Here is a 20,282-nt window from a genome sequence, read left to right on the forward strand (position 1 = left end):
GAGCAGATACCCCATTTCATAGATTCATTATCATCACTCTTACATATATGAAAGGGTTCGGCAGAACATGTCGGGCATCTCCATTTAGATCTCACATGACAGGGATCATAATCACTGCAGCCTCATCAGATCCGGAATGAATGGCGGATCGTCGTCATCGTACGCCTATCGCGCATATTCGAAATACGAGGGGGAATATAACAAAAGCGAGAAGGCAACAAAGACGCCCTCTCGCTTTTTGCAACGAATTATTTATTTATAAAAGCCATAATCTCTTCCTTGGACGGTATAGAGGCTTGTGCGCCTGGCCGGGTTACCGTCAGTGCAGCCGCTGCAGTTGCAAACTGAAGGGCCTCTTCCGTTTCCAATCCCTCCGTGCAAGCCGCCGCATAAGCACCGATGAAGGTATCTCCTGCCGCCGTGGTATCCACGGGTGTGACACGGAAAGCCGGAACGGTGAAACGCTCACCCTTGGCATTCCCATAGAAGCAGCCCTGCTCGCCAAGGGTGATGATCACGTTGGAGGTGCCTCTGCCGATGATCGACGCTGCCGCTGCATCCGCTGTAGCCGCGTCCTCCACCTTCAAGCCGCTTACCACTTCCGCTTCGGTCTCGTTCACAATTAATGTATCGATCAGCGGCAGCACGTCATGAGGGACCTCTCGCGCAGGCGCCGGATTCAACCAGACGCGAACGCCTGCCTTGTTTGCCGATTGGATAACGTACTCCGTCGTCTGCCACGGAATTTCATTCTGCAGCAGCACGGCATATACTCCATCCCATTTCACCTCTGTCGCTACGTCTTCTTCAGTCAACCGCCCATTGGCTCCTTCCGACAGCACAATATAATTCTCGCCTTCCTCGTTGACCGTGATGATCGCCATCCCCGAGGTGCCTGTCTTGGAGAGGACGGAAGTAACGCCAACGCCTCGTTCCTCCAAAGAAGCAACCAGGGTCTTCCCAAATGGATCAAGACCAACCGCGCCGACCATGGCACAATCCGCACCCGCCGAGGCTGCCGCCACAGCCTGATTTGCCCCTTTCCCCCCAGGAAAAAAAGATGTGCCCTTGCTATGAATCGTTTCCCCCGGGCGGGGGAACTGCTCTACAGTACTCACAACATCCATATTAATGCTGCCAATGACAACCAGCTTGCGCAAAGATAATCCGCTCCTTTCTCTTATACCGAATTCGGCTCTGATGTACGAACACGAACATCCTTGATCTCATTCTCGCCGTCATCTAAGCAGCCAAAGCCGAACATGCCATGACCATAAGCGGTTTCCTTGCATTCCAGCACATTCTCTCCATTAATATACAAGATGAACCGATCCTTCTCGGACACCAGCTTCAGGCGGTATTCTTGACCCAATGCCCAATCGTATCTTGCCGTAATCAGCCGCTTGATCCCAAAATCCTGTTTGATAAACGATACGGAATTGGGGCCATCGAACCCGGCCAGATAATGACGCATGACGCCCTGCGCTCTTGTAATCAGACAATGGCTGGTGCCGGATATCGGTTTGATGGTCGCTTCAATCTCCATATCTTCAGCATAGTAATTGCCGGAATAGGACGAGGTGTCTCCTTTCGATGTGCAATGCATCGTTCCATCACGCAGCTCCCATGTTCCTCGATGATGCGAGAATGGCGTGATCGAAGCGAATTCTTTGGCTTGCTTGGCAAAATCGATCGTATAATCCGCAGCTCCCGTGATGCGGAATTGCCCGACGAACAAACTTCCGATGGCACGATTCAATAGCGGCGACGGGCTCTCGAGTATCCATCCGATCTCATCAATCATGGCACCTTCCGTATCCGGAATGACGAATTGAACAGCGTTCCACTCTCCGCACACGGGAGTAAACGCGGCCATACGCACGTCCTCCTGCGTATAGGTATTGCGTACATACGGAGTCAAGGTAATTGGTTCGCCTTCCCACTGATCCACATAAATGCGGGCGGATATGGTCTGCCCGCTGTAGGCCAGAGGGGCAAAGGTCGGCTTATATTTCTCATCGTTAAACTCCGCCCGGCGATAGAACGGTTTATAGTAGATCTTGCTGCTGTCCCCTTCCACCAGTCTGTCAAAAACTACTTCAAGCGATCCTCTGCTATCATAAACATGTTTCGTCGAATGGCGAACGACCGGCGTTTTGAAGGCATGGCTCGTCCGGAATCCATGCGTAGACCCCGGCAGGTCGAAATCGAAAGACACCTCGCCCTGCCTCACCCGACGTGCCAGCTCTTCAGGTGCTTTCTCTCCGTTGAGGCGGTAGCCAAGCAGTGCAAGCTCTTTGGCGAATGTCGGAAAATCCACCAAATTCAAATAGCCGGACACGCTGGAAGCCACGATGAAGTCATTGATCGGCTTTCGGTAATGTTCGGGAATACCCGCCAGACCTCTGTAAACGCCGAGGATCGTTCCCACGTTGCCTGCATTGCAATCGGTGTCCCAGCCGCACATCGACGCGATTTCGACCGTGCGCGCAAAATCTCCCTCGCCATACAGAAGGGCAAGCACGCACACGCCCGCATTCGGGATAATGTGGCATACTCCCGTATATTTATCGTATCCCCAATGGTCCTCCAAATACTGGCGGCAAGCACGGAAATCGGAAGGCTGCTCCCGGTGGAAGTCCATCACCGCATGGACCACGCGCGCATAAGTGGAGTCATCCGGAATCATGCGCAGGCCTTCCGCAATAATCTCATCCATGGATGAAGCATCAAAGGCTTTGGCTATGCAGGCGGCCATGAAGCGGGCGCCATACAGCCCGTTGCCGTCATGGGAGACGCTGGCCGCTTTTTCCGCGTAATCCGCCGCTTTCTCCGCTTGCCCCGGGAACAGCAGACCCCAGGAATCGATGAAGATCTGGCCGCCGATCTGCTCCGCCATCTCCGTGCCGTTGACCTCGATCGAGCCCGAACGAGGAGCCGGAATGCCTTTGCGCAGATTCACATAGGCGCGGTGCTCGGTGCTGATATCCTCACCGCCCCACCAGAACATGCCGATCCCTTCCCTTGCGTAATTAAGCCATGCTTTGCCCACATCCTCCGGCTCAAGCTCACGGTCTGTCGCATCGTCATACAGCGCGCGGATAAAGAAAACCGGACCGTTGGCGTCATCGTCGGCGGCAAAGGTTGTATATGGCTTCACATAATCCCGTATATCGCCGTATACATCCCGAATGCGTTCATACGTCCAAGCCACCGGTTCGATGGGAGCACCCAGCCTTATGCCAATGTTCATGCCGATGAATCCCGCATATACCGTCTCTACATATTGTTTAGGTATCATTTGCTCTCCCTCCTATTTAAAGCATTTTCTTTATCCGTTGTGGTTCTTAGTACTGTTTAAAGCTAACGACTCACTATGGTCTTCCGAGACTCATTGATGCGAATATCCTCCTCAATGATCTTCGCGGCAATGCCGCTGAACCGATCAGCGATAGCGCACAGGTCCAAGCGGTTCACCTTATTCAACTGCTTAATATCTTCCTTGCGGATAACCTCGCTGCCATACATGGCGCCCAGGATCACCCCGGCCATGACGCCGATTGAGTCGGTATCACGGCCGGAGTTAACCCCGTCCAGAATCGAACGGTAGTAATCTCCGTCATTGAGCACGATAAACGCCAGTGCCATCGGCAGCTCTTCAATCGACCATAAACGGCTCGGCGTATAATGGTTGCTCGGGATGCCAACCTTGTTAATGTGACGGCTCACGTCATCGCCCATCGGCGAATACTTAAGCATGATCGCTTGGAATACCTCGATCACTTTGTCCATATCATCCCGCTCCTGCCGCAGATCGCGCGCAGCTTGCGTCATTTCCACAATGGCGGCTTTCGTGCCGTCTTTCGCCAGGCTGATGGCGGTGCGGACGATATCGTCCACACTCACCCCCGGCTCAAAGGCCTTCGCCACGCAAGCGGCCAGAACGCCCGCGGCTTCCAGGCCGTAACTGCTCTGGTGACCCATCGCAAACAGGATGGCTTCATCATAAGCCGCCTTTGGATGGCCCGCATTGACGATCCCGATCGGGGCGATGTACATCGCCGCCCCGCAGTTCACCATATTCCCGATGCCGCCTTCTCTCGGATCGCAGTTGGCCAGCACATGGCGCATGAAGATATATTTTTCCGGATAGAACAACCGGTCAATGATCAACGTTTCCTCATTCAGCTCTGGAACAAACGTCTTGCGGAACGCGATCTCCTTCACGAACTCGTTGCCCATATCATAGGCATCCAGATGCCTGCCCTCGGTAAGATACACGTTCATAAGCGCAATGGTCATCAGCGTATCGTCCGTGACAATGCCATCGCCTCTTACACGGCCAAACCGGACGTCGGGGGGCAGATCCATCTTATGCCACCTTGTCATGAGGGATTCTACGCGTCCGTACTTGGACTTGATCTCCCCGTACGTCAATTTCTCGATTGGAGCTCCCATTGCGTCTCCGAGCGCGGTGGATATCACCACGCCCCTCACCCGGTCACGAAACGAAGTCATAGTTATAGGCTCCTTACTTGATGTTTTCGTTGGCGTATTTCGTTATCTCTGCCCCGCCTGCAGCATTCCATGCTTCAACGAATTGGTCGAATTGGGACAAGTCCTTCTTGCCTGTAATAAAGTCCGTCGAATATTCCTTGTACAGATTGTTCATCGCATCCCAGTTCGCAATGAATTGCTCAGGGATGATGAAATTATTGTCTTCCGTGTAGAAATCGCCAGCCATTTTCAACGATTCGGTTCCAGGCTCACCAAGGAGCGGCGTTTTCAAAGGCGTTTCGGATTTGATCTCGGTCGGCTCCCAGAAACGCGCATACCATTCGCTGTAGTATTTCTCGTTAAGCTCGATTTCGCCGTCAACCACCTTGTAATGCTCCTCTTCGAAACCGAGGCGGTCCAGCATTTGCCCCTTCGGACTTGCAAGGTAATCGAATACCTTGAACGCTACGTCTTTATGCGGAGATTGCGAGGAGATCGCAAGTCCTCTGGATTCCTTCGTAACATCGGTGGCCCCGAAGCCTTGAGCCTCGCCTTTAGCAGGCGGGAGCACGATCAGATTGGCGTCATCTCCGCCGAGTTCCTGCATTCTTCCGTCATACAAATCGATGATTTTGCCGGCTGTGCCCGTAATAACGGCAGCCTCACCTTTATAGAAGGCGTCTTCCTTCGTATCCCATTGCTTCGTAATGAATTGCGGGTCAAGCAGCCCTTCTTTGTAGAGCTTGTTGTAGAACGTCAGCTTTTCTTTTTCCTTCTGGGAAACCTTGGAGTACTCATACGTTCCGTCTTCCTTCTTAAGCCAAGTCGTATCTAAACCGAAAGCCGTATTGAAAATAAAGTTGATCTCAGCAATATCGCCTGCTGCCGTCAGCGCGTAGCTCGGCTTGCCTTCACCCGGCTTCTTCTCCACCAGTTCCTTGAAGAAGGCATAATAATTGTCAACGGTCGGGTTCTCCATCAGGGCCTTGGAGCTATCCATGGCATTAAACCAGTCGGCCCGGATGACCGGGGTCTTGGGAGCGAGCGGTTTGATCCACAGCAGATACGGATAGCTTGCCATCCGCGTTTGGTTATGCGGCTCGATGATATCTTTAATGTAAGTGGATTTTTCAATGTAAGGCGTCAGATCCTCCAGCAGGCCTTGTTCGGCAATTTGCTGGTCGCCGCCCTGAAAGTAGATGATATCCGGAATAGTTCCGCCTAACAGCAGAAGATTCAGGTTCTCGGCATAACTGCCCTGTGCCAGATCGACAAGCTCGAATTTCACTTTCAATCCTTCGTCTTCGGCCAGGGATTTCTCCAAGGTCTCGAAGAATTTAACCGAAACAGGGTTCGCCGTTCCTTCATCCTTATACACGATCTTCAATGTAACGGGATCACCGCTTCCATCCGGCTGGGTAGTCCCGGGTTCGGCTTGACCCGCTCCCGGCGTGTTTGATGTCGATGTGCATGCCGACATGACCATAACCAGCATGGCAACGATGAGTAAAAGGCTTAATTTTTTCATGTTCATCTTTCTCCCCTTTTTATGAATTTGAACATTCATGCCTTATAAGTAAGCTGACTTCGCCTTTCCGCTTAATCCTTCACTCCACCCTCCAGTTCGCCTTTCGCGTAATATTTCAAAATGAACGGATATAGGAATAACAGCGGCACAATTGCAATCATGATCGTACCTGCCTGCAGGGAAGCAAAATCAAAGTTGATCGAGCTGTCGAACATGTTCTGGTTGCCGATCAGGGACGTATTGTCCTTGCGGACAACGAATTGTCTAAGCACGACCTGCAGCGGCCATTTGGTCGGGTCCGAAATGTAGAGCGTCGCTCTGAAATATTCATTCCAGTGGTACACCCCGTAAAACAAGCCCAAGGTCGCCAATCCCGGTTTGGACAACGGCAGTATGATTCGGCTGTATAAGCGGAAATGACCTGCCCCATCGATTCGGGATGCCTCCAGAATCTCCTCCGGTATGTCCTGAATGAACCGCATGAGAATAAAGAGATAGTACACGTTGATCGCTTTGTACAGAATCAGTGATGTTAGCGTATTCATCAGTCCGAGGTCCTTTACCAGCAGGTATTCGGGGATCATGCCCGGCTCAAACACCATAATGACGATCAGAAAGAACAACACGACCTTTTTACCGATAAATTCGGTTCTCGCCAGCACGTACGCCGCCATGGAGGTTAGCAGCAGATTCAGGAATGTGCCTGCTACGGTAATCCATACGGAATTCAGAATACTGCCTGTAATCAAGGGATTGGACAATAACAGTTGGTAATTGATTGTTGAGAATCCCTTCGGAAAGATGTCCAGTCCGCCCATTAGATGGGCTTTGCCGGGATCGGTTAAGGACAGCGCCAGCAGATTCAGGAGAGGAACCAATACCATGAGCGTAAACACGAACAACATGAGATAAATGACGATTTTGGATATTTCCAGCCGTCTCACCCTTAAATCCCTCCTTTACCAGACGCCCTTGCCCGAGAAGCGCTTCGATATGAAATGCGTGCCCAGGATGAGGATGATACCGATCACGCCCTTCAACAGACTCGCTGCAGTTGCGTAGGCAAACTGTCCGTTCCCGATACCGATTCGGTACACATATGTGTCCAGAATATCCACCACACTGATGATGGAATCGTTCATAAAGTTAAACACCTGATCAAAACCGGCATTCATGAAGAAGCCCAGATTCAGAATGAAGACGGTTACAACTGTGCTGTATAAATGAGGAAGCGTGATGAACCTCATCTGTTGCAGCCGGGTCGCCCCGTCCATCTTGGCTGCTTCATACAATCCTGGGCTGATCTTCATGATGGCTGCCAGATAAATGATCGAATCCCAGCCGGCGCTTCTCCAGATTTCGGAGAATACGAGCACCCAACGGATATGCTCCTTGCTGGTCATGTAATCCACGGATGGCAGTTGAAAGAAATTCGCTATCAGATTGACTCCGCCTTCGGCAGGGTTCAAGAGACTGATCCAGATTCCGGCAATCACGACCCAGGACAGGAAATGTGGCAGATAGACCACGGATTGCACATATTTGCGGTATTTCGTGCTCCGAACTTCATTGATCAGAAGCGACAGCATGATCGGAATCGGGAACACGAATACGATTTTCATCAAGCTGATGATAATGGTATTCTGCAGCACGCTTGTGAAGGCGGGCGAGCTGAACAGCGTCTTGAAGTGCTTCCACCCGACCCAGACATGATCCCCGAGAATCCGGTAATCCTGAAAGGCGAGTTTCATGCCGTACAGCGGAATGATGTGAAAGATAAAAAAGTAGAGCAGAGGCAGCGACAGCATCGCGTACAGTACCCAATCCTGCCTTAATCGCCTTAATACCTTCATGGCTTACCCCTCCTCCAGATGTTCAATGGATAGTTTCATGAGGGGAGCATGCTGCTGGGCACCGTACACGTCGCGATCGCCGACACTGCCCGACGATATGTCCCGCGACATCGTGATTTTGAAACCCAGCGCCTGGTCGAAAAATACCAAATGATGAATCTGCTCCTCCCTTATCTGATACAGCTCGCATATCGTCCCTTTCGTAATGACGCCGGACTGTTTCACTCTGTCATACTGCTCCTTGGAATCAAACAACACGTCTAATGTAATTTCGAAGGGGCCCGAGTTTTTGCTTCGCAGCACTTTCGCTAAATCGCCGAGTTCTGTCATGGTTTGATCCTCCTTATCGATGCTCTATACGAAAAGCATTATTTTTCATTTCCATCAGGTGATAGACGGAGAACTCATACACAGGACCGAACTCGATATCGCTTGGCGCGAATGGAAATGCCAGATTGCCTGCCGTTGATTTCCGGCCTTCGTAGCCATAATGCAGAAAGGTGGAGCGCACCGTCGCGCAGATGCTGTTCGCCAATTCCTGCGTCTTGGCCACCACTTCGAACATAACGCCGACCTCATGTCCGGCGAACGACTCAGGCTCCTTGCTCCCGAGAACGCCATTCTTGCCGTAGTTGTAAAATTGGATCCGATAATCCGACTCCGGAATTTCCCGGTAATATTCCCGCGCCTGTTTGCGAACATATTCCTCAACCTCTTCCAGCTTCCCGATCAGAAGCGGATCCCGGATCCCGGCGACCACGAAGGTCCGATACGCGACGCGCCTAGCGCCTTCCAACTTAATGAAGTATTTCTCCGCCGGAAGGAACCGACTGCCGGTTACGCGAACGACGCCTTTCTCCTCTTCCTCGAAGCGGCAGTTCTCCAAATCGAGCGTAAAGCCGGGGCCGTGCAGAATAAACGGATGTTCCTTCTCATAAAAGGTATGGGCCGCAACGCTGGTCGGGCTGCACGTCCGGCTCGGGTTAAGCGATTGAACGGTAAACGAATGGTCGCTGATCGTGCCAAGAATGCTGTCTTTGGTAGTTCCCGGTTCCGCGCACAATGCGCCGCATTCCAAAATTTTGCCCAGATGATAGGATAGCCCCGGGTCCTTGCCGTGATAGATCCCGATCGCCGCGAAAGGCGAAGGATCATACGCCCGGCCGCAGACGATGATGTCCACACCTTGTTGAAGCGCTTCCACAATCGGCTCGTGTCCCATCTGGGCAACGATGCTGTTGGTGGAGTCAATCAACTCACTGGTGAGTGGCGGAATATTCGGACTTAGTGCCTTAATCCGCCCTTCTTCCTTCGCCTGATGAATTTCCTCCCGGGTGAAGTCGGCCCATATGACGGACACCTTGGCCTGAAGCCCCCGCTCATCCAAAATCTCATCAATGATATCCAGCGTCCAGTTCACATGGGTCCGTGCCCCCGAGCCCCCGGCCGAGCCGATGATGATCGGAATTTTCCGGGGCAAACCGTTTGTGAGCATAATGTCCAGATCCTTCTTGACCGCCCGCTTGCTGACGATCGATACGCCGGCGCCCAGCTTGTGCGGTCCCCCATCCGTGGAGCCCGCATCAACGACGATGCCGTGCAGCTCGAACTCCAGTCCGTTCAGGAAGGATTGTTCAGGAAATCCATATCCCAGCATGCCGCAGGGTGATAGAATTCGAATGTCTGTATTCATCTGCAGTCCCTCTCTACCAACATATTCACCCATGACCATTGGATAATTGGATTATCCAATTTGTGCTAAAGGGGGGACGTTTCTCCCCTCTTAAACATGAATGTAGTTTTTCTGTATGTTTTCTTTAACCCTTCTGAGATGGTTCAGCAAAGCCAGCTTCGCTTTTACCGGGTCACGTTCCTTAATGGCTTGCAAAATAAGTAAATGTTCTTCGTAGACCTCGCTCTTGCGACCCGGAATCTGGGCGGTTTTGCTCAGTGTCCGCTGCAGCAAATCCATATGCAATTCAATCATATTGACGAGTACAACGTTATGCGTAGCTTTCGCAATCGACAAGTGGAATGCTTGATCCGGCTTCGATCGATCCTCCGCGTTCTGATCGATCTCCCCCCAAGTCGCGAAGGCTGCCTCAATCTCGGCGATATCCTCATCGGTTGCGCGCTTTGCCGCCAGCTCCACAATTCCGGTCTCAAACAATTCGCGCGCCTCTAACAACTCAATAATGGTCGCACGTTCGATATTATCCAGGATGCGGCTGCGATCCTCGGCAACATCCAGTGCCTTGCTCAGGAAACGCCCGCCTCCGGGTCTGGCTTCGATCAATCCTTCGCGCTCCAGAATGCGGAAAGCTTCCCGCAATGTCCCGCGGCTAATGCCAAACGATTGGGCCAGCTCCCGCTCTGTCGGAAGAACGTCGCCCGGGGTCAGATTTCCTTCCAGAATCAAATTCTTGATCTGTTCGATGACATCCTCGTACACCCGATGATATTTAATCTTCTTAATGGTCATATGACTACCCTCTCTATCCCTACTTGCGCAGACGATAATTGGGTGACCCAATTAACCGCATGTTTAGCATAAACGCATCCGAATAGGCTGTCAAGCATAAAAATAGCGCTTACATAACCGTTTTAAAGGCTTGTCAGCACCTAATATACAGATACACCGGATAATTGGGTGACCCAATAAACTTCATCTTTTCCTCTTTTTCCACACCTTCTAGTATGGATTACTTCCAATATGCGTAAGGTCTATAATCCAACTTCGACCATATATTCAAGACAAATAACCCTGGCTTGGATAGGAATCCATGACAGGGTTTATGCTCACTCTATAAAATCCAATGTTAGGATTGCGGTCTTCGTTTTGCCAACATCCATCTAACACTTCCATATAAGCTGCCCAATAAAATAAAGCCTCCAATTGCAGCTATGATAAACCATTCGCTAGTCCGCTCGATCACTCCAAAAGCTACCTGAGTCTGGAGGGATTCCGATTGTTCATATTGCCTGGTCAAATCCAGATCCCGCACATATCTCTGTGTTAGCACCATGCCTTGCAGCACCATAAATACAAAATAGCCTATATATATCGCTGCAGCGAACAGCACGGATTCCATCACTACACGTTTACGCGTCATTACGATTCATCCTCTCGTTCTGGCTTTCAAACAACAATCACAGTCCTTATATCCACTTCACAATCTCGCTAATCACATACGCGGCCGGAATAATCACAAGCTGTGCCAGCATGGTCCCAAAAAACCTTGAAACCATCAGCATCGTATATACTTTGCCAAGCTGATCCCTCGCTTCCTCGTTCCGAGTCGCCTTATCGGTAATCAAACCAAGCTGGGGATCAATAAATATCGTTAAAATAATGGTCGCGATTCCGTTGATTAACCCGGATGCCTGAGATGCTGTGGTGCTGTACTGAGGAATAAGGTGAGCTGCATACAGGGATGACAGGACACCTACGGTGTAAAAAGCGGTGACCACAATATTCAGGATAATAAACCGCTTAGGTACTCCTAAGTAACGAAACTGACTCCATTTCAAGTTAGGCTTTCTTATGTAATGTCTTGTGTTCTTAAGCTGTCCAATGGTCACACTGGATACCAGCTTCGGAATCGATCCGGCGACCTCCAGCTTGCTGATGACTCTGCTGAACAGATTGACAAAGGTGGGAAACAATGCGATTGCGACAATCGTTCCGATCGAGGCGGCTAACAGAATCGCCCTGAAATATGAGAGCACATCAAATGAAGGATCCACCTTCGCATAATCAACAAACTTGGCTGTCAGCGGAGCTTGAACTAAGTTGGACGTTCGGGAAACCAGCACAATAATCCCCGTCAACGATAATGCAACAGCGATCTTGTTTAGCTTCACCCCGGCATATCTTGCGGAGTACGACAAGGTTTCGGCCGTATGAATAATCATCGTCAGCACAAACACAACGATCAAGCTCTGTAGCATAGAGGGTTCCTCCCTACCTGATGTTCAGGTCAAACACCGTACCCTATATTGTGGCAATTGGGTCTGCAAGCTCTCTGCCTACTCTTTATATCTATCCGATTTACTACCGGATTAGTACGTGCCCTCCCTGCTCTTCCAGCATCAAAGCCGTCCGGCTATAAATCTGGTGCAGCTGCTGGCGGGTTATGAGACTGGCTTTATGTTCAAACGTTACATGAAACTGTAAATTGCGATCTGCAAGATACCGCATATAGGCGTAAGCATCTCCGTAATTGACATCATGATCATGCTCCGGCAGGACAGGCAGGTGATGCGTGAACTTGTCCTCAACATAAAATACGTTGCTGTAATGGACCACATATACCCGGGATGCCATCCGATCCAGAAAATGATACGGGTCAAAACCGCGAAAGGCCCTGCGGGTAATATCAAGTCTGGCCGTATCCAGCACAAACCCGATGTCAGGATAATCGTGAAAGCTATCTAGAAACACATCCTCGTAATCACCAAAAAAATCATGCTCCAGTACAATGCGCTGCCCGTAGCGGAGCTGCAGCTCACAAAGAAACTCAAATAACCGCTTGGAAATGTCCCGGAATTTTGTTTTGCTCAATTGGTTGTAACTATAACGATGTGCGGAATCGGGCAGTCTCGGATACGGAGTAAAGGGCTCCTGAAATACCGGATAGAATGGATAATGGAACAGCATATAATCTGCGCCCACACTGGAGGCTAACTGGACTTCAGTCGAGATTTGTTCAAGTGCTTCCTGGAAAATCCCGGTCTCCGGTGCATTAACTTGAGGCAATCGATATCCAGCGTCGCCCAGTATCGGAGCATGCACACCGAAAGCGATCCGCTGGCTGCAGCAAAAATCGCTGACCTGCAATAATGCCTCCCGATTCGAAAAGCTGCAAATTTCCATCCCGCTGATAAACTTGTCTGCAAGCTCCTCCCATCGATCTTCGGTAAAATGATCCCACATTCCGATCTGTAAGCGCCTCGGAATCATGCCTCCCCCTCCTTTAACTTTCCTATTACCCATTCCGAATCATGGATCCATAATCAACGCTGACTCGGCTGTGTGTAACGGACGAAATACGAATCGCATCCAGAACAGCTTGTACCTTGTGGCCATCCTCGAAATTCGGCATATTTAACAATGATTGGTTTGCAGTTATGCTCTGATATATGCCGTCTATCATCTGATAGAAGCCGTTATAATAGGGCACTGCCGGGGCTTCCAGGTTAGCCGGCGGGTCAAACGGATCCATCGGGATAGATTCAAACGCCCCTCCGAAGCTGCATTCGAGGGTATGATCATTTCGCATCACCAGCGTTCCCTTCGTCCCGTAGATCTCTAACGTCCAGCCCGCTCCGCGGATTCCCGGAAAAAATACATCCGCAAGGAAAGAAGCTCCGCCCTTAAAACACCCTGTGAAGGTAAAGGCATCCTCAGCATCCCTAAGCTCAAGCCCTGCATCTCCGTTATAGGCCGGAACCTGGGTTCTCAGGTCGCCGTACACTTCCGTAATTTTTTCGTCCATCCACCACAAGAGGGAATCTACCATATGCGAACCGATCGCAAACAGGAATCCACCGCCATCCTCGCTGCGCGCTTCCCATCCCCGGTAAGAATTAGACAGTACGGAGTGGCCGGAAAAGCTCCCTATATATTTGATATGCTGTATGTCTCCGAGTTCTTTACCTTGCAGCATGTGCTTGATTCGTTGCCGAATCGGTGTCCATCTCCATTGAAAATTAACGAAAGCTTGTCGATCCACCTGTTCTGACGCTCTCCACATCTGTAACGTTTGCTCCGTATTCATGCCCAGAGGCTTCTCCGTCAGGACATGATAGCCGGACTGGAGGGCGAGCATCGTCATTTCATAATGATGGACGGGCGCCGATACAATCGATACCAGATCTAACGGTTCACTCTCCAGCATGTCACGCCAGTCCCTGTAATACGGAATTCCATTCCACGAGCGCTCCTCCGTGCGCTGTCGATGCACACTGGCAATGGATTTCACCTTCATCCCCGGGTGCAGCTGAAGAATGGGAGCATGAACGGTACCGCCAAATCCGGTCCCTATGATCCCTACCGACAATGTCTTCATCTTATGGTAACCTCCTAACGCACATCAGCTACTTGCATGAAGTTATTTTAACATTATTTCCCTTTCGTGTATCCAGTGTCTTTGGTCAAGCCAAACTTATCAATGGATCCTTAGTTCCGCTCCTGCATAGTCGTCGATGTATTAAGTTTAAACGATTGTTGCTTAGATAATAATGGAATTATAGAGACTTACGCTTAAATGGCGCTAATGCTGGCATGACAGGGGGATTAACATGTGGAGAATGGTGCTTTCCTACCTTCCGGATTGGAAGGTCTTTATGCAGGGTTTTATCGCATTTATGGTTCCATATATAATCTCAAGGTTTTTTAAGTGGGTTCATAACTCAAAGGAAGACTGAAGAAATGGCGGGGTTCAACAATGAAACAACATGACCATGAAAACAACAAAACCTTGGATCCTGCTGAAACCTCAATAAACCATTTTTCGGGGAACTTCGCCTTGGATCTTGATCTGATGAGAACAAGAATCGGCCATAACTCGGATGTGCAATTTAGGGAGTTTTACATTGGAGGCACGGGCATTGGTGCGGCCATCATTTTCGTAGACGGACTGTCGGATAAAGAGCTCATCGACCAACACATTATGAAATCGCTTATGGTGGACTTCTCCGAAAAAAATAATCAGGATCCATCTCTTGTGCAAGGGGTCCTTTCTAAAGAGTTGATAAAAAATCAAGTTCTTACCATTAGTGAAGTAACAGAAACTCAACATGTTAATGACTTAACGTCCAAGATATTGACAGGTTCGACTGCACTGTTAGTGGATGGATTGCAGCATGTGCTCATTCTCGGTACGAGCAAAGGGAAATCGCGCAGTATTGAAGAACCGTCTTCGGAACCATTGGTTAGAGGCCCACGGGTAGGTTTCACAGAATCGTTACGTGATAATACCGCTCTTTTACGACAGCATGGTGACAACAACAACTTATCCATCATTAAGTTTCAAGTAGGGCAAAGTTCAAAAAAAGAACTTGTCATTGCTTATATCAAAGATATGGCTGATCCTGCTTTGGTGGAAGAGGTCCAGAAAAGAATCCAAAAAATAAATATAGATGATGTACCGGAATCAGGCTATGTAGAACAGCTGATCGAGGATAATTACCTTAGTCCTTTTACCCAAGTACAGAATACGGAGCGTCCTGACCGCGTTTACAGTGCCTTGATGGAAGGACGAGTAGCGATCTTGTTAGATGGGACGCCCTTCGCTTTGATCGTTCCGATATCATTTAGTATGATGCTGCACTCACCAGAGGACTATTATGATCGTTGGTTACCTACTTTTCTCATCCGCCTGTTGCGTTATTTTGCGGCTTTTATATCGCTATTTGGACCCTCCTTGTATATTTCGTTTGTATCATTTCACCAGGGATTGATCCCAACCAAACTGGCCTTGTCGATTATGGGCACGAGGGAAGGCGTACCGTTTCCCGCACTAATCGAAGCACTGATCATGGAAGTAGCCATCGAGATTTTGCGGGAAGGTGGGCTGCGATTACCTAAACCCATTGGTCCGGCCATGGGTATCGTCGGTGGTCTGGTCATAGGAGAAGCTGCCGTACAAGCGGGGATTGTGAGTCCAATTATGGTGATCGTGGTGGCGTTAACCGCCATTTCTTCCTTTGCCATCCCTCAATACAGCGCCGGGATTACGTTTCGTATGCTTCGTTTTATAGCCATGTTTTTCGCTGCAGTGTTTGGATTATACGGTGTCGTTCTGTTTTTCCTTTTCTTTTGCAGCCATTTAGTAAGGTTGGAGAGTTTTGGTGTTCCCTTTGTCACTCCGATCGTTCCATATCGAGTAAGTGATTGGAAAGACTTTATGATTCGTATGCCACTCGTGAAGATGAAACGCCGTCGGAAGGCGATACACAGGAAAGACTCCATCCGTAAAGGATAGCTCTCTATGAAAGGAAATAATCCAACATGATAGGTAGTTCAAAAGAACAAATTACGAATTCGCAAGCAGCGGTGATCCTCGTCAACTATATTCTTGCTGCCGGGATTCTAACCCTACCGCGAACATCTGTGGAGAAAGTGAAAACACCGGATGTTTGGATCACCGTGATTTTGGGCGGGATGATCGCCATGCTCGTAGCGTTGATCATCGTGAAATTAAACCAGCGATTCCCCGGAAAAACCTTTTATCAATATAACCAGGAAATTGTAGGTAAATGGATGGGCGGGTTCTTCAGTTTACTTGTTATCGGCTACTTTTTTACCATTTCTGCCTATGAAGTCAGAACAATGGCAGAAGTAACCGGCCTTTTTTTGCTGGAAGGCACCCCCACCTGGGCCATCATTCTGCCTTTCATGTGGATAGGTCTCTATCTGATCATAGGCGGAATCAACACGCTCGCCCGTTTGTTTGAAATCATATTCCCTATTACGATCGTCATCTTTTTACTGGTTGCCTTTTTGAGCTTAGGCATATTTGAGATCGATAATCTCCGTCCCGTATTAGGATTGGGAATTAGCCCCATGCTAAAAGGAATAAAGACAACCGTTCTCGCATTTTTAGGTTCTGAAATTATGCTGCTCCTTGTTGCGTTTATGCAAAAGCCGGACAAAGCCGTAAAAGTTGTTCTAATCGGTGTTTCCATCCCTTTGCTCTTTTACGTCATCACCGTTGTCATGGTCATCGGAGCCCTGTCGATTGATGGAGTGGTCATGAGTACATGGCCTACCCTTGAGCTTATGCGAAGTTTTGAAATCCCCGGATTGATCTTTGAACGGTTTGAATCTTTGCTGCTGGTAATATGGATTATGCAAATATTCACGACCTTTACCATTACCTATTACGCAGCTGCTTTAGGGATGGCACAGCTCTTCAAAAAGAAGATTCATCCATTTATATATGGCTTGATTCCGATTATTTACGTCATTGCCATGGTTCCAAAAAATATCAATGACCTTTTTGAATTTGGCGATATCATCGGACATGTCGCGCTATTATTATTTGCTGTTCTGCCAGTAATTTTACTTCTAATATCGAAACTGAGAGGTGGAAAAGCTTGAAGCACATCACGATACGGATCCTCTTGAGTGCACTGTTGGTTTTTATACTCCTGCCCCTTACAGGATGTTGGAGCAATAAAGAAATTGAAGATTTGGCACTCATTGTGGGTACTTCGATGGATTTGGAAAAACAGGGAGGTCCTCGGGAAGAGTCAGCGGGACAAGCAGGCGGTCAGCCTCACCGGAATCGAATTACGATAACCAATCAATTTGTTACCTCAGAGACTACAGGAAAAGGAACAAAAACAGGATCATCACCACAAAAAGCTTACAATAACGTTTCTGAAACAGGAGATGCGATCCTGCCGACTTTGCGTAATATGGTATTAAGAATCGACAAGCGCGCCTTTGCTGAGCATTCAAAAGTGATTATCATTGGAGAGGATCTTGCACGTACGCTGGATATGCAAAAGATTTTGGATTTTTATATTAGGGAACAGGAGATGAGACCAAGCGGACTCCTTCTTATCGCTCGAAACCGTGCGAGTCAAACGCTAGAATCGAACAAACCAATGGATATTCCAGCGTTTCAACTCGTTGAAATGACACACGGTCACGGAAGAACAACCAAAATTCTGCCTCCTACTACAATTACCAAGATAGAGGGGAAGCTGCATTCAGGAGCCAGCTTTCTTTTGCAAAATGTCGTTTCGACGAAAGGAGAAATAAAATTCACCGGAGCTGCCGTCATTGAAGGGAAAACTAAAAAACTGCGCGGCTTTTTGAATGAAAAGGACTTGGAGGGCTTAACGTGGATATCCGGAAATGGAAAAGGCGGTTTGGTAAAAAGCGTTGATAGAGAGACTGGCCAGCCAATTATATACGAAGTGATATCCATGAAAAGTAAAATTATACCTCACGTTAATGGGAATAACATCTCGTTTGATATAAAAATCGAGTCTGAAGGAAGAATTGCCGAGCATTGGGTGGTTTCGGAGAAAAGCATCGATACTGACTTTTTGAAAAGAGTGGAAAACGCTGTTGAAGAAGAGGTGGAGCGTTTAGTTGGGAATGTACTGGATAAAATTCAACATGAATACAAAACGGACGTTGCCGGCTTCGGAAACCAATTGAGAATTAGATATCCTCGTATTTGGAAAACAACCAAAAAAGATTGGGATCAAATATTTAGTGAGGTTCCGATGAAGTCTGAGGTGAAAGTAACGATCAAAGATTATGGGACATCCGTTGAATGAGTTCGCTTTATATCCTTCTTCATGCCAATTGTAAATCGCTGAAAACCCAGCTTCTCATAATACGGTTCCAGCCCTTCTTCACACATCAGTTGCGGGAAGACCCGGGACTTCTCGCAATGTTCAACCAATCGATGGAGGATCTGTCGGCCTATCCCCTTGAACTGATAATTCGGATGTACGCCTAATCCGCAAATAACGCCGGTGATCACCCCATCGGAAATTACACGTCCCATGCCTACCAGTCGCGGTCCTTCATAAGCATAAATGGCATACCAGCTCTGCAAACACATGGTTTTCAATTCGGTAACGGATAGATGAATAGAGTTCCAACCAAGCGAAGCGTACAAAGCTTCCAATTGACGAAAATCCTCTGGCGGCTCTGAGGTATATATTATATCCTGTACCATTCAATGACCTTCCTTAGGATCGGGTTACCGCATACGCCATGACACTCATCAAGGCATTCTCGGGCTGAGTCGAATCGAGACGGCTGTATTGAACAAATACGGGTGCACTGCTCGTAACTTCCATGGCATAAGGAATACCTGGAGGTATACCGTCCCCGACGTCCGTTTGAAGCGTGCTCGTTCGTATATGTTTGGTTCTTCTAGCTGGTACGATGGTTTCCATTCCCAGCAACGGATCACGATCCTCGAAGTAAGCATGAATCGTAACCACAACGTCCTGCTCGGATAAGTTCAAAACACAGACGGATTCATGACTGGTTAGTTCTCCGCTGCTTTCAGGAGGGATATACCCATCCGGAATAATCCAATGTTTTTCACCTTTTGACATGTGTTTCACTCCTCACAACTCATGATTTAAGGATTTTGAATAGATACTAGATTCGCTATTAACGCAGAAATTCCTTTAATCCACGTCCCGACCCATCATGCTAGCGCAGAAACAGAGACAACGGCTGGAGGCCAAGCGCCTTCAAACCGCCAACCACCATATCGGCTAATCGGGCCGCACCGCGCTCTTGAAAATGAGTGTTGTCCATGACACCCTGCGGAAACAGAAGAAACTCCCCTGGCCTCCCCCACATAAACACGGATTTGGTCCCTTCGGGACCCAGTTGGTTAAAACACTCCAAACTCAGCGCCGCCAGATCGACCAAGGGTATATTCTCCTCCTCCGCCAGTTCCCGCACTGCCGTGATATAATCGCCATGCGTGTCCTCCAATAGCCCCTTACTATCAAAATAGCGACGATGAACGGGCGTTACCAGGATCGGCGTCGCCTGTTTCTCCCGGCAAACATCCACGTATTTCTTTAAAAATTCCTTGTATGTCGAAAAAGGCTCCGTATGCCTCTCCTCATCCCGCTTTTGGTCGTTATGGCCAAACTGAATCAGCATATAATCATGAGGCTTCATCTTCTCACGTATTTGCTCCAATAATCCCTCCGTAATAAAGCTCTTGGAGCTTCGACCGGAACGAGCATAATTGCTCACAGTCGCATCCGCTTTAATATAAGCGGGCAGCATTTGCCCCCACCCGGCATAGGGATAACCGTCCGCAGGCTGGTTCGTTACCGTTGAATCCCCTGCCAAAAACAAGTTGCAAGCATGTGGCGCAGGTGCCACTTCCATTGCATTAATCCGGGGAGCCCTGCCCGAGAAGGTCAGTACGATTTTACCTTGGACGGCCGGCACCGTGATGCTAAATCGTTCAAAGTGGCCAGCCGGTATACGTTTCCCGTCCAGCAGCATCTGACCTTCCGTTCCACGAATCGAGGTTTCGGTATCAAACCAGGCATCACCCATCAGCAGATGCAGGGTGTACAGACCATCGATCACATCGACCTGAAACGCAGCATTCAGCGGTATGATAAAATCTCCCCTTAATGCCTCTTCCCCCGCCCGATTCAAGGCAGAGACGTTGGATAAGGAATGGAATCCGTAGCCAAGGTCAGGATTATATAAGGTTTCAGCGTTTATTTTGATATGTTCTTGGCCCGGCGCTCCCGTGCCAAAATCGAATTTATACATCCATTGCAACGTATTTCACCTCTCCCGGTTAAATTCCATCTAAATCCATTATGAACTGCGAGCCTCCGAACATAAATTCAAATAACCGTTCTCCTTGTTCAAATAACCG

General features: G+C 48.9%; 19 protein-coding genes. 3 read left to right on the forward strand and 16 right to left on the reverse strand.

The window, feature by feature from the left end; translation table 11 throughout:
• Positions 1–248: 248 nt before the first annotated feature.
• The 13 genes from rbsK to M4D81_RS09515 all read right to left on the reverse strand — a co-directional run bounded on the left by rbsK (position 249) and on the right by M4D81_RS09515 (position 13,949).
• Positions 249–1,160: a ribokinase gene (gene rbsK / locus M4D81_RS09455; RefSeq protein ID WP_260065854.1), complete on the reverse strand. Its 912-nt coding sequence runs from the start codon at positions 1,158–1,160 to the stop codon at positions 249–251.
• Between the two features lie 20 nt (positions 1,161–1,180).
• Positions 1,181–3,301, reverse strand: coding sequence for an ADP-ribosylglycohydrolase family protein (locus M4D81_RS09460; RefSeq protein WP_260065855.1), 2,121 nt, complete (start codon positions 3,299–3,301; stop codon positions 1,181–1,183).
• 62 nt (positions 3,302–3,363) lie between these two features.
• Positions 3,364–4,518 carry an ADP-ribosylglycohydrolase family protein gene (locus tag M4D81_RS09465; protein WP_260065857.1) on the reverse strand — a complete coding sequence of 385 codons (1,155 nt, stop codon included), beginning with the start codon at positions 4,516–4,518 and terminating at the stop codon, positions 3,364–3,366.
• A gap of 13 nt (positions 4,519–4,531) precedes the next feature.
• Positions 4,532–6,025 carry an extracellular solute-binding protein gene (locus M4D81_RS09470; protein ID WP_260065859.1) on the reverse strand — a complete coding sequence of 498 codons (1,494 nt, stop codon included), beginning with the start codon at positions 6,023–6,025 and terminating at the stop codon, positions 4,532–4,534.
• Positions 6,026–6,096: 71 nt separating this feature from the next.
• Entirely contained in the window at positions 6,097–6,969 is an 873-nt protein-coding gene (locus tag M4D81_RS09475) for a carbohydrate ABC transporter permease (RefSeq protein ID WP_100538239.1), read from the reverse strand.
• 15 nt (positions 6,970–6,984) lie between these two features.
• Positions 6,985–7,878: an ABC transporter permease gene (locus tag M4D81_RS09480; RefSeq protein ID WP_260065860.1), complete on the reverse strand. Its 894-nt coding sequence runs from the start codon at positions 7,876–7,878 to the stop codon at positions 6,985–6,987.
• Positions 7,879–7,881: 3 nt separating this feature from the next.
• Positions 7,882–8,208: a DUF4387 domain-containing protein gene (locus M4D81_RS09485; protein ID WP_071219969.1), complete on the reverse strand. Its 327-nt coding sequence runs from the start codon at positions 8,206–8,208 to the stop codon at positions 7,882–7,884.
• Between the two features lie 13 nt (positions 8,209–8,221).
• Positions 8,222–9,571, reverse strand: coding sequence for a DUF1446 domain-containing protein (locus M4D81_RS09490; RefSeq protein WP_260065863.1), 1,350 nt, complete (start codon positions 9,569–9,571; stop codon positions 8,222–8,224).
• A 90-nt stretch (positions 9,572–9,661) separates the two neighbouring features.
• Positions 9,662–10,360, reverse strand: coding sequence for a FadR/GntR family transcriptional regulator (locus M4D81_RS09495; protein WP_113057336.1), 699 nt, complete (start codon positions 10,358–10,360; stop codon positions 9,662–9,664).
• A gap of 337 nt (positions 10,361–10,697) precedes the next feature.
• On the reverse strand, positions 10,698–10,991 hold the full coding sequence (locus tag M4D81_RS09500) for a hypothetical protein (protein ID WP_260065865.1): 294 nt from the start codon (positions 10,989–10,991) through the stop codon (positions 10,698–10,700).
• 46 nt (positions 10,992–11,037) lie between these two features.
• On the reverse strand, positions 11,038–11,829 hold the full coding sequence (locus M4D81_RS09505; RefSeq protein ID WP_260065867.1) for a lipid II flippase Amj family protein: 792 nt from the start codon (positions 11,827–11,829) through the stop codon (positions 11,038–11,040).
• A gap of 103 nt (positions 11,830–11,932) precedes the next feature.
• A complete protein-coding gene (locus M4D81_RS09510) occupies positions 11,933–12,841 on the reverse strand; it encodes a sugar phosphate isomerase/epimerase (RefSeq protein ID WP_260065869.1) in 909 nt (302 codons plus the stop codon).
• A 25-nt stretch (positions 12,842–12,866) separates the two neighbouring features.
• The gene (locus tag M4D81_RS09515) at positions 12,867–13,949 is read right to left on the reverse strand and encodes a Gfo/Idh/MocA family protein (protein ID WP_260065871.1); all 1,083 of its coding nucleotides are present in this window, start codon (positions 13,947–13,949) and stop codon (positions 12,867–12,869) included.
• A gap of 378 nt (positions 13,950–14,327) precedes the next feature.
• Here M4D81_RS09515 and M4D81_RS09520 point away from each other — a divergent pair, with 378 nt between their 5' ends.
• Genes M4D81_RS09520 through M4D81_RS09530 form a run of 3 tightly spaced genes read left to right on the forward strand, consistent with a single transcriptional unit; the run spans position 14,328 to position 18,180 of the window.
• Positions 14,328–15,866 (forward strand): spore germination protein, encoded by a 1,539-nt coding sequence (locus tag M4D81_RS09520; RefSeq protein WP_260065872.1) that lies wholly within the window; start codon positions 14,328–14,330, stop codon positions 15,864–15,866.
• Positions 15,867–15,892: 26 nt separating this feature from the next.
• The gene (locus M4D81_RS09525) at positions 15,893–16,984 is read left to right on the forward strand and encodes a spore germination protein (protein WP_260065873.1); all 1,092 of its coding nucleotides are present in this window, start codon (positions 15,893–15,895) and stop codon (positions 16,982–16,984) included.
• The gene (locus M4D81_RS09530; protein ID WP_260065874.1) at positions 16,981–18,180 is read left to right on the forward strand and encodes a Ger(x)C family spore germination protein; all 1,200 of its coding nucleotides are present in this window, start codon (positions 16,981–16,983) and stop codon (positions 18,178–18,180) included. The genes M4D81_RS09525 and M4D81_RS09530 overlap by 4 nt, the downstream gene beginning before the upstream one ends.
• On the opposite strand, the gene M4D81_RS09535 is transcribed toward M4D81_RS09530, so the two are convergent.
• The 3 genes from M4D81_RS09535 to M4D81_RS09545 form a co-directional block, all read right to left on the reverse strand.
• Positions 18,159–18,587: a GNAT family N-acetyltransferase gene (locus M4D81_RS09535; RefSeq protein ID WP_071219962.1), complete on the reverse strand. Its 429-nt coding sequence runs from the start codon at positions 18,585–18,587 to the stop codon at positions 18,159–18,161. The two genes, M4D81_RS09530 and M4D81_RS09535, sit on opposite strands and share 22 nt — an antisense overlap.
• Before the next feature lie 13 nt (positions 18,588–18,600).
• Positions 18,601–18,975 (reverse strand): sensory rhodopsin transducer, encoded by a 375-nt coding sequence (locus tag M4D81_RS09540; protein ID WP_260065877.1) that lies wholly within the window; start codon positions 18,973–18,975, stop codon positions 18,601–18,603.
• Between the two features lie 100 nt (positions 18,976–19,075).
• On the reverse strand, positions 19,076–20,173 hold the full coding sequence (locus M4D81_RS09545; protein WP_260066385.1) for a rhamnogalacturonan acetylesterase: 1,098 nt from the start codon (positions 20,171–20,173) through the stop codon (positions 19,076–19,078).
• Positions 20,174–20,282 lie beyond the last annotated feature (109 nt).

This window comes from Paenibacillus sp. p3-SID867 (assembly GCF_025142895.1).
In the GTDB taxonomy this organism is placed as follows: Bacteria; Bacillota; Bacilli; order Paenibacillales; family Paenibacillaceae; genus Paenibacillus_AQ.

Bases quoted from the DNA above. Each gene is read 5' to 3' on its own strand.
- M4D81_RS09515 (WP_260065871.1), bottom strand. From the start codon at position 13,949: ATGAAGACATTGTCGGTAGGGATCATAGGGACCGGATTTGGCGGTACC.
- M4D81_RS09510 (WP_260065869.1), bottom strand. From the start codon at position 12,841: ATGATTCCGAGGCGCTTACAGATCGGAATGTGGGATCATTTTACCGAA.
- M4D81_RS09500 (WP_260065865.1), bottom strand. From the start codon at position 10,991: ATGACGCGTAAACGTGTAGTGATGGAATCCGTGCTGTTCGCTGCAGCG.
- M4D81_RS09490 (WP_260065863.1), bottom strand. From the start codon at position 9,571: ATGAATACAGACATTCGAATTCTATCACCCTGCGGCATGCTGGGATAT.
- M4D81_RS09525 (WP_260065873.1), top strand. From the start codon at position 15,893: ATGATAGGTAGTTCAAAAGAACAAATTACGAATTCGCAAGCAGCGGTG.
- M4D81_RS09540 (WP_260065877.1), bottom strand. From the start codon at position 18,975: ATGTCAAAAGGTGAAAAACATTGGATTATTCCGGATGGGTATATCCCT.
- M4D81_RS09545 (WP_260066385.1), bottom strand. From the start codon at position 20,173: ATGTATAAATTCGATTTTGGCACGGGAGCGCCGGGCCAAGAACATATC.
- M4D81_RS09470 (WP_260065859.1), bottom strand. From the start codon at position 6,025: ATGAAAAAATTAAGCCTTTTACTCATCGTTGCCATGCTGGTTATGGTC.
- M4D81_RS09460 (WP_260065855.1), bottom strand. From the start codon at position 3,301: ATGATACCTAAACAATATGTAGAGACGGTATATGCGGGATTCATCGGC.
- M4D81_RS09505 (WP_260065867.1), bottom strand. From the start codon at position 11,829: ATGCTACAGAGCTTGATCGTTGTGTTTGTGCTGACGATGATTATTCAT.
- M4D81_RS09480 (WP_260065860.1), bottom strand. From the start codon at position 7,878: ATGAAGGTATTAAGGCGATTAAGGCAGGATTGGGTACTGTACGCGATG.
- M4D81_RS09535 (WP_071219962.1), bottom strand. From the start codon at position 18,587: ATGGTACAGGATATAATATATACCTCAGAGCCGCCAGAGGATTTTCGT.
- M4D81_RS09520 (WP_260065872.1), top strand. From the start codon at position 14,328: ATGAAACAACATGACCATGAAAACAACAAAACCTTGGATCCTGCTGAA.
- M4D81_RS09485 (WP_071219969.1), bottom strand. From the start codon at position 8,208: ATGACAGAACTCGGCGATTTAGCGAAAGTGCTGCGAAGCAAAAACTCG.
- M4D81_RS09495 (WP_113057336.1), bottom strand. From the start codon at position 10,360: ATGACCATTAAGAAGATTAAATATCATCGGGTGTACGAGGATGTCATC.
- M4D81_RS09465 (WP_260065857.1), bottom strand. From the start codon at position 4,518: ATGACTTCGTTTCGTGACCGGGTGAGGGGCGTGGTGATATCCACCGCG.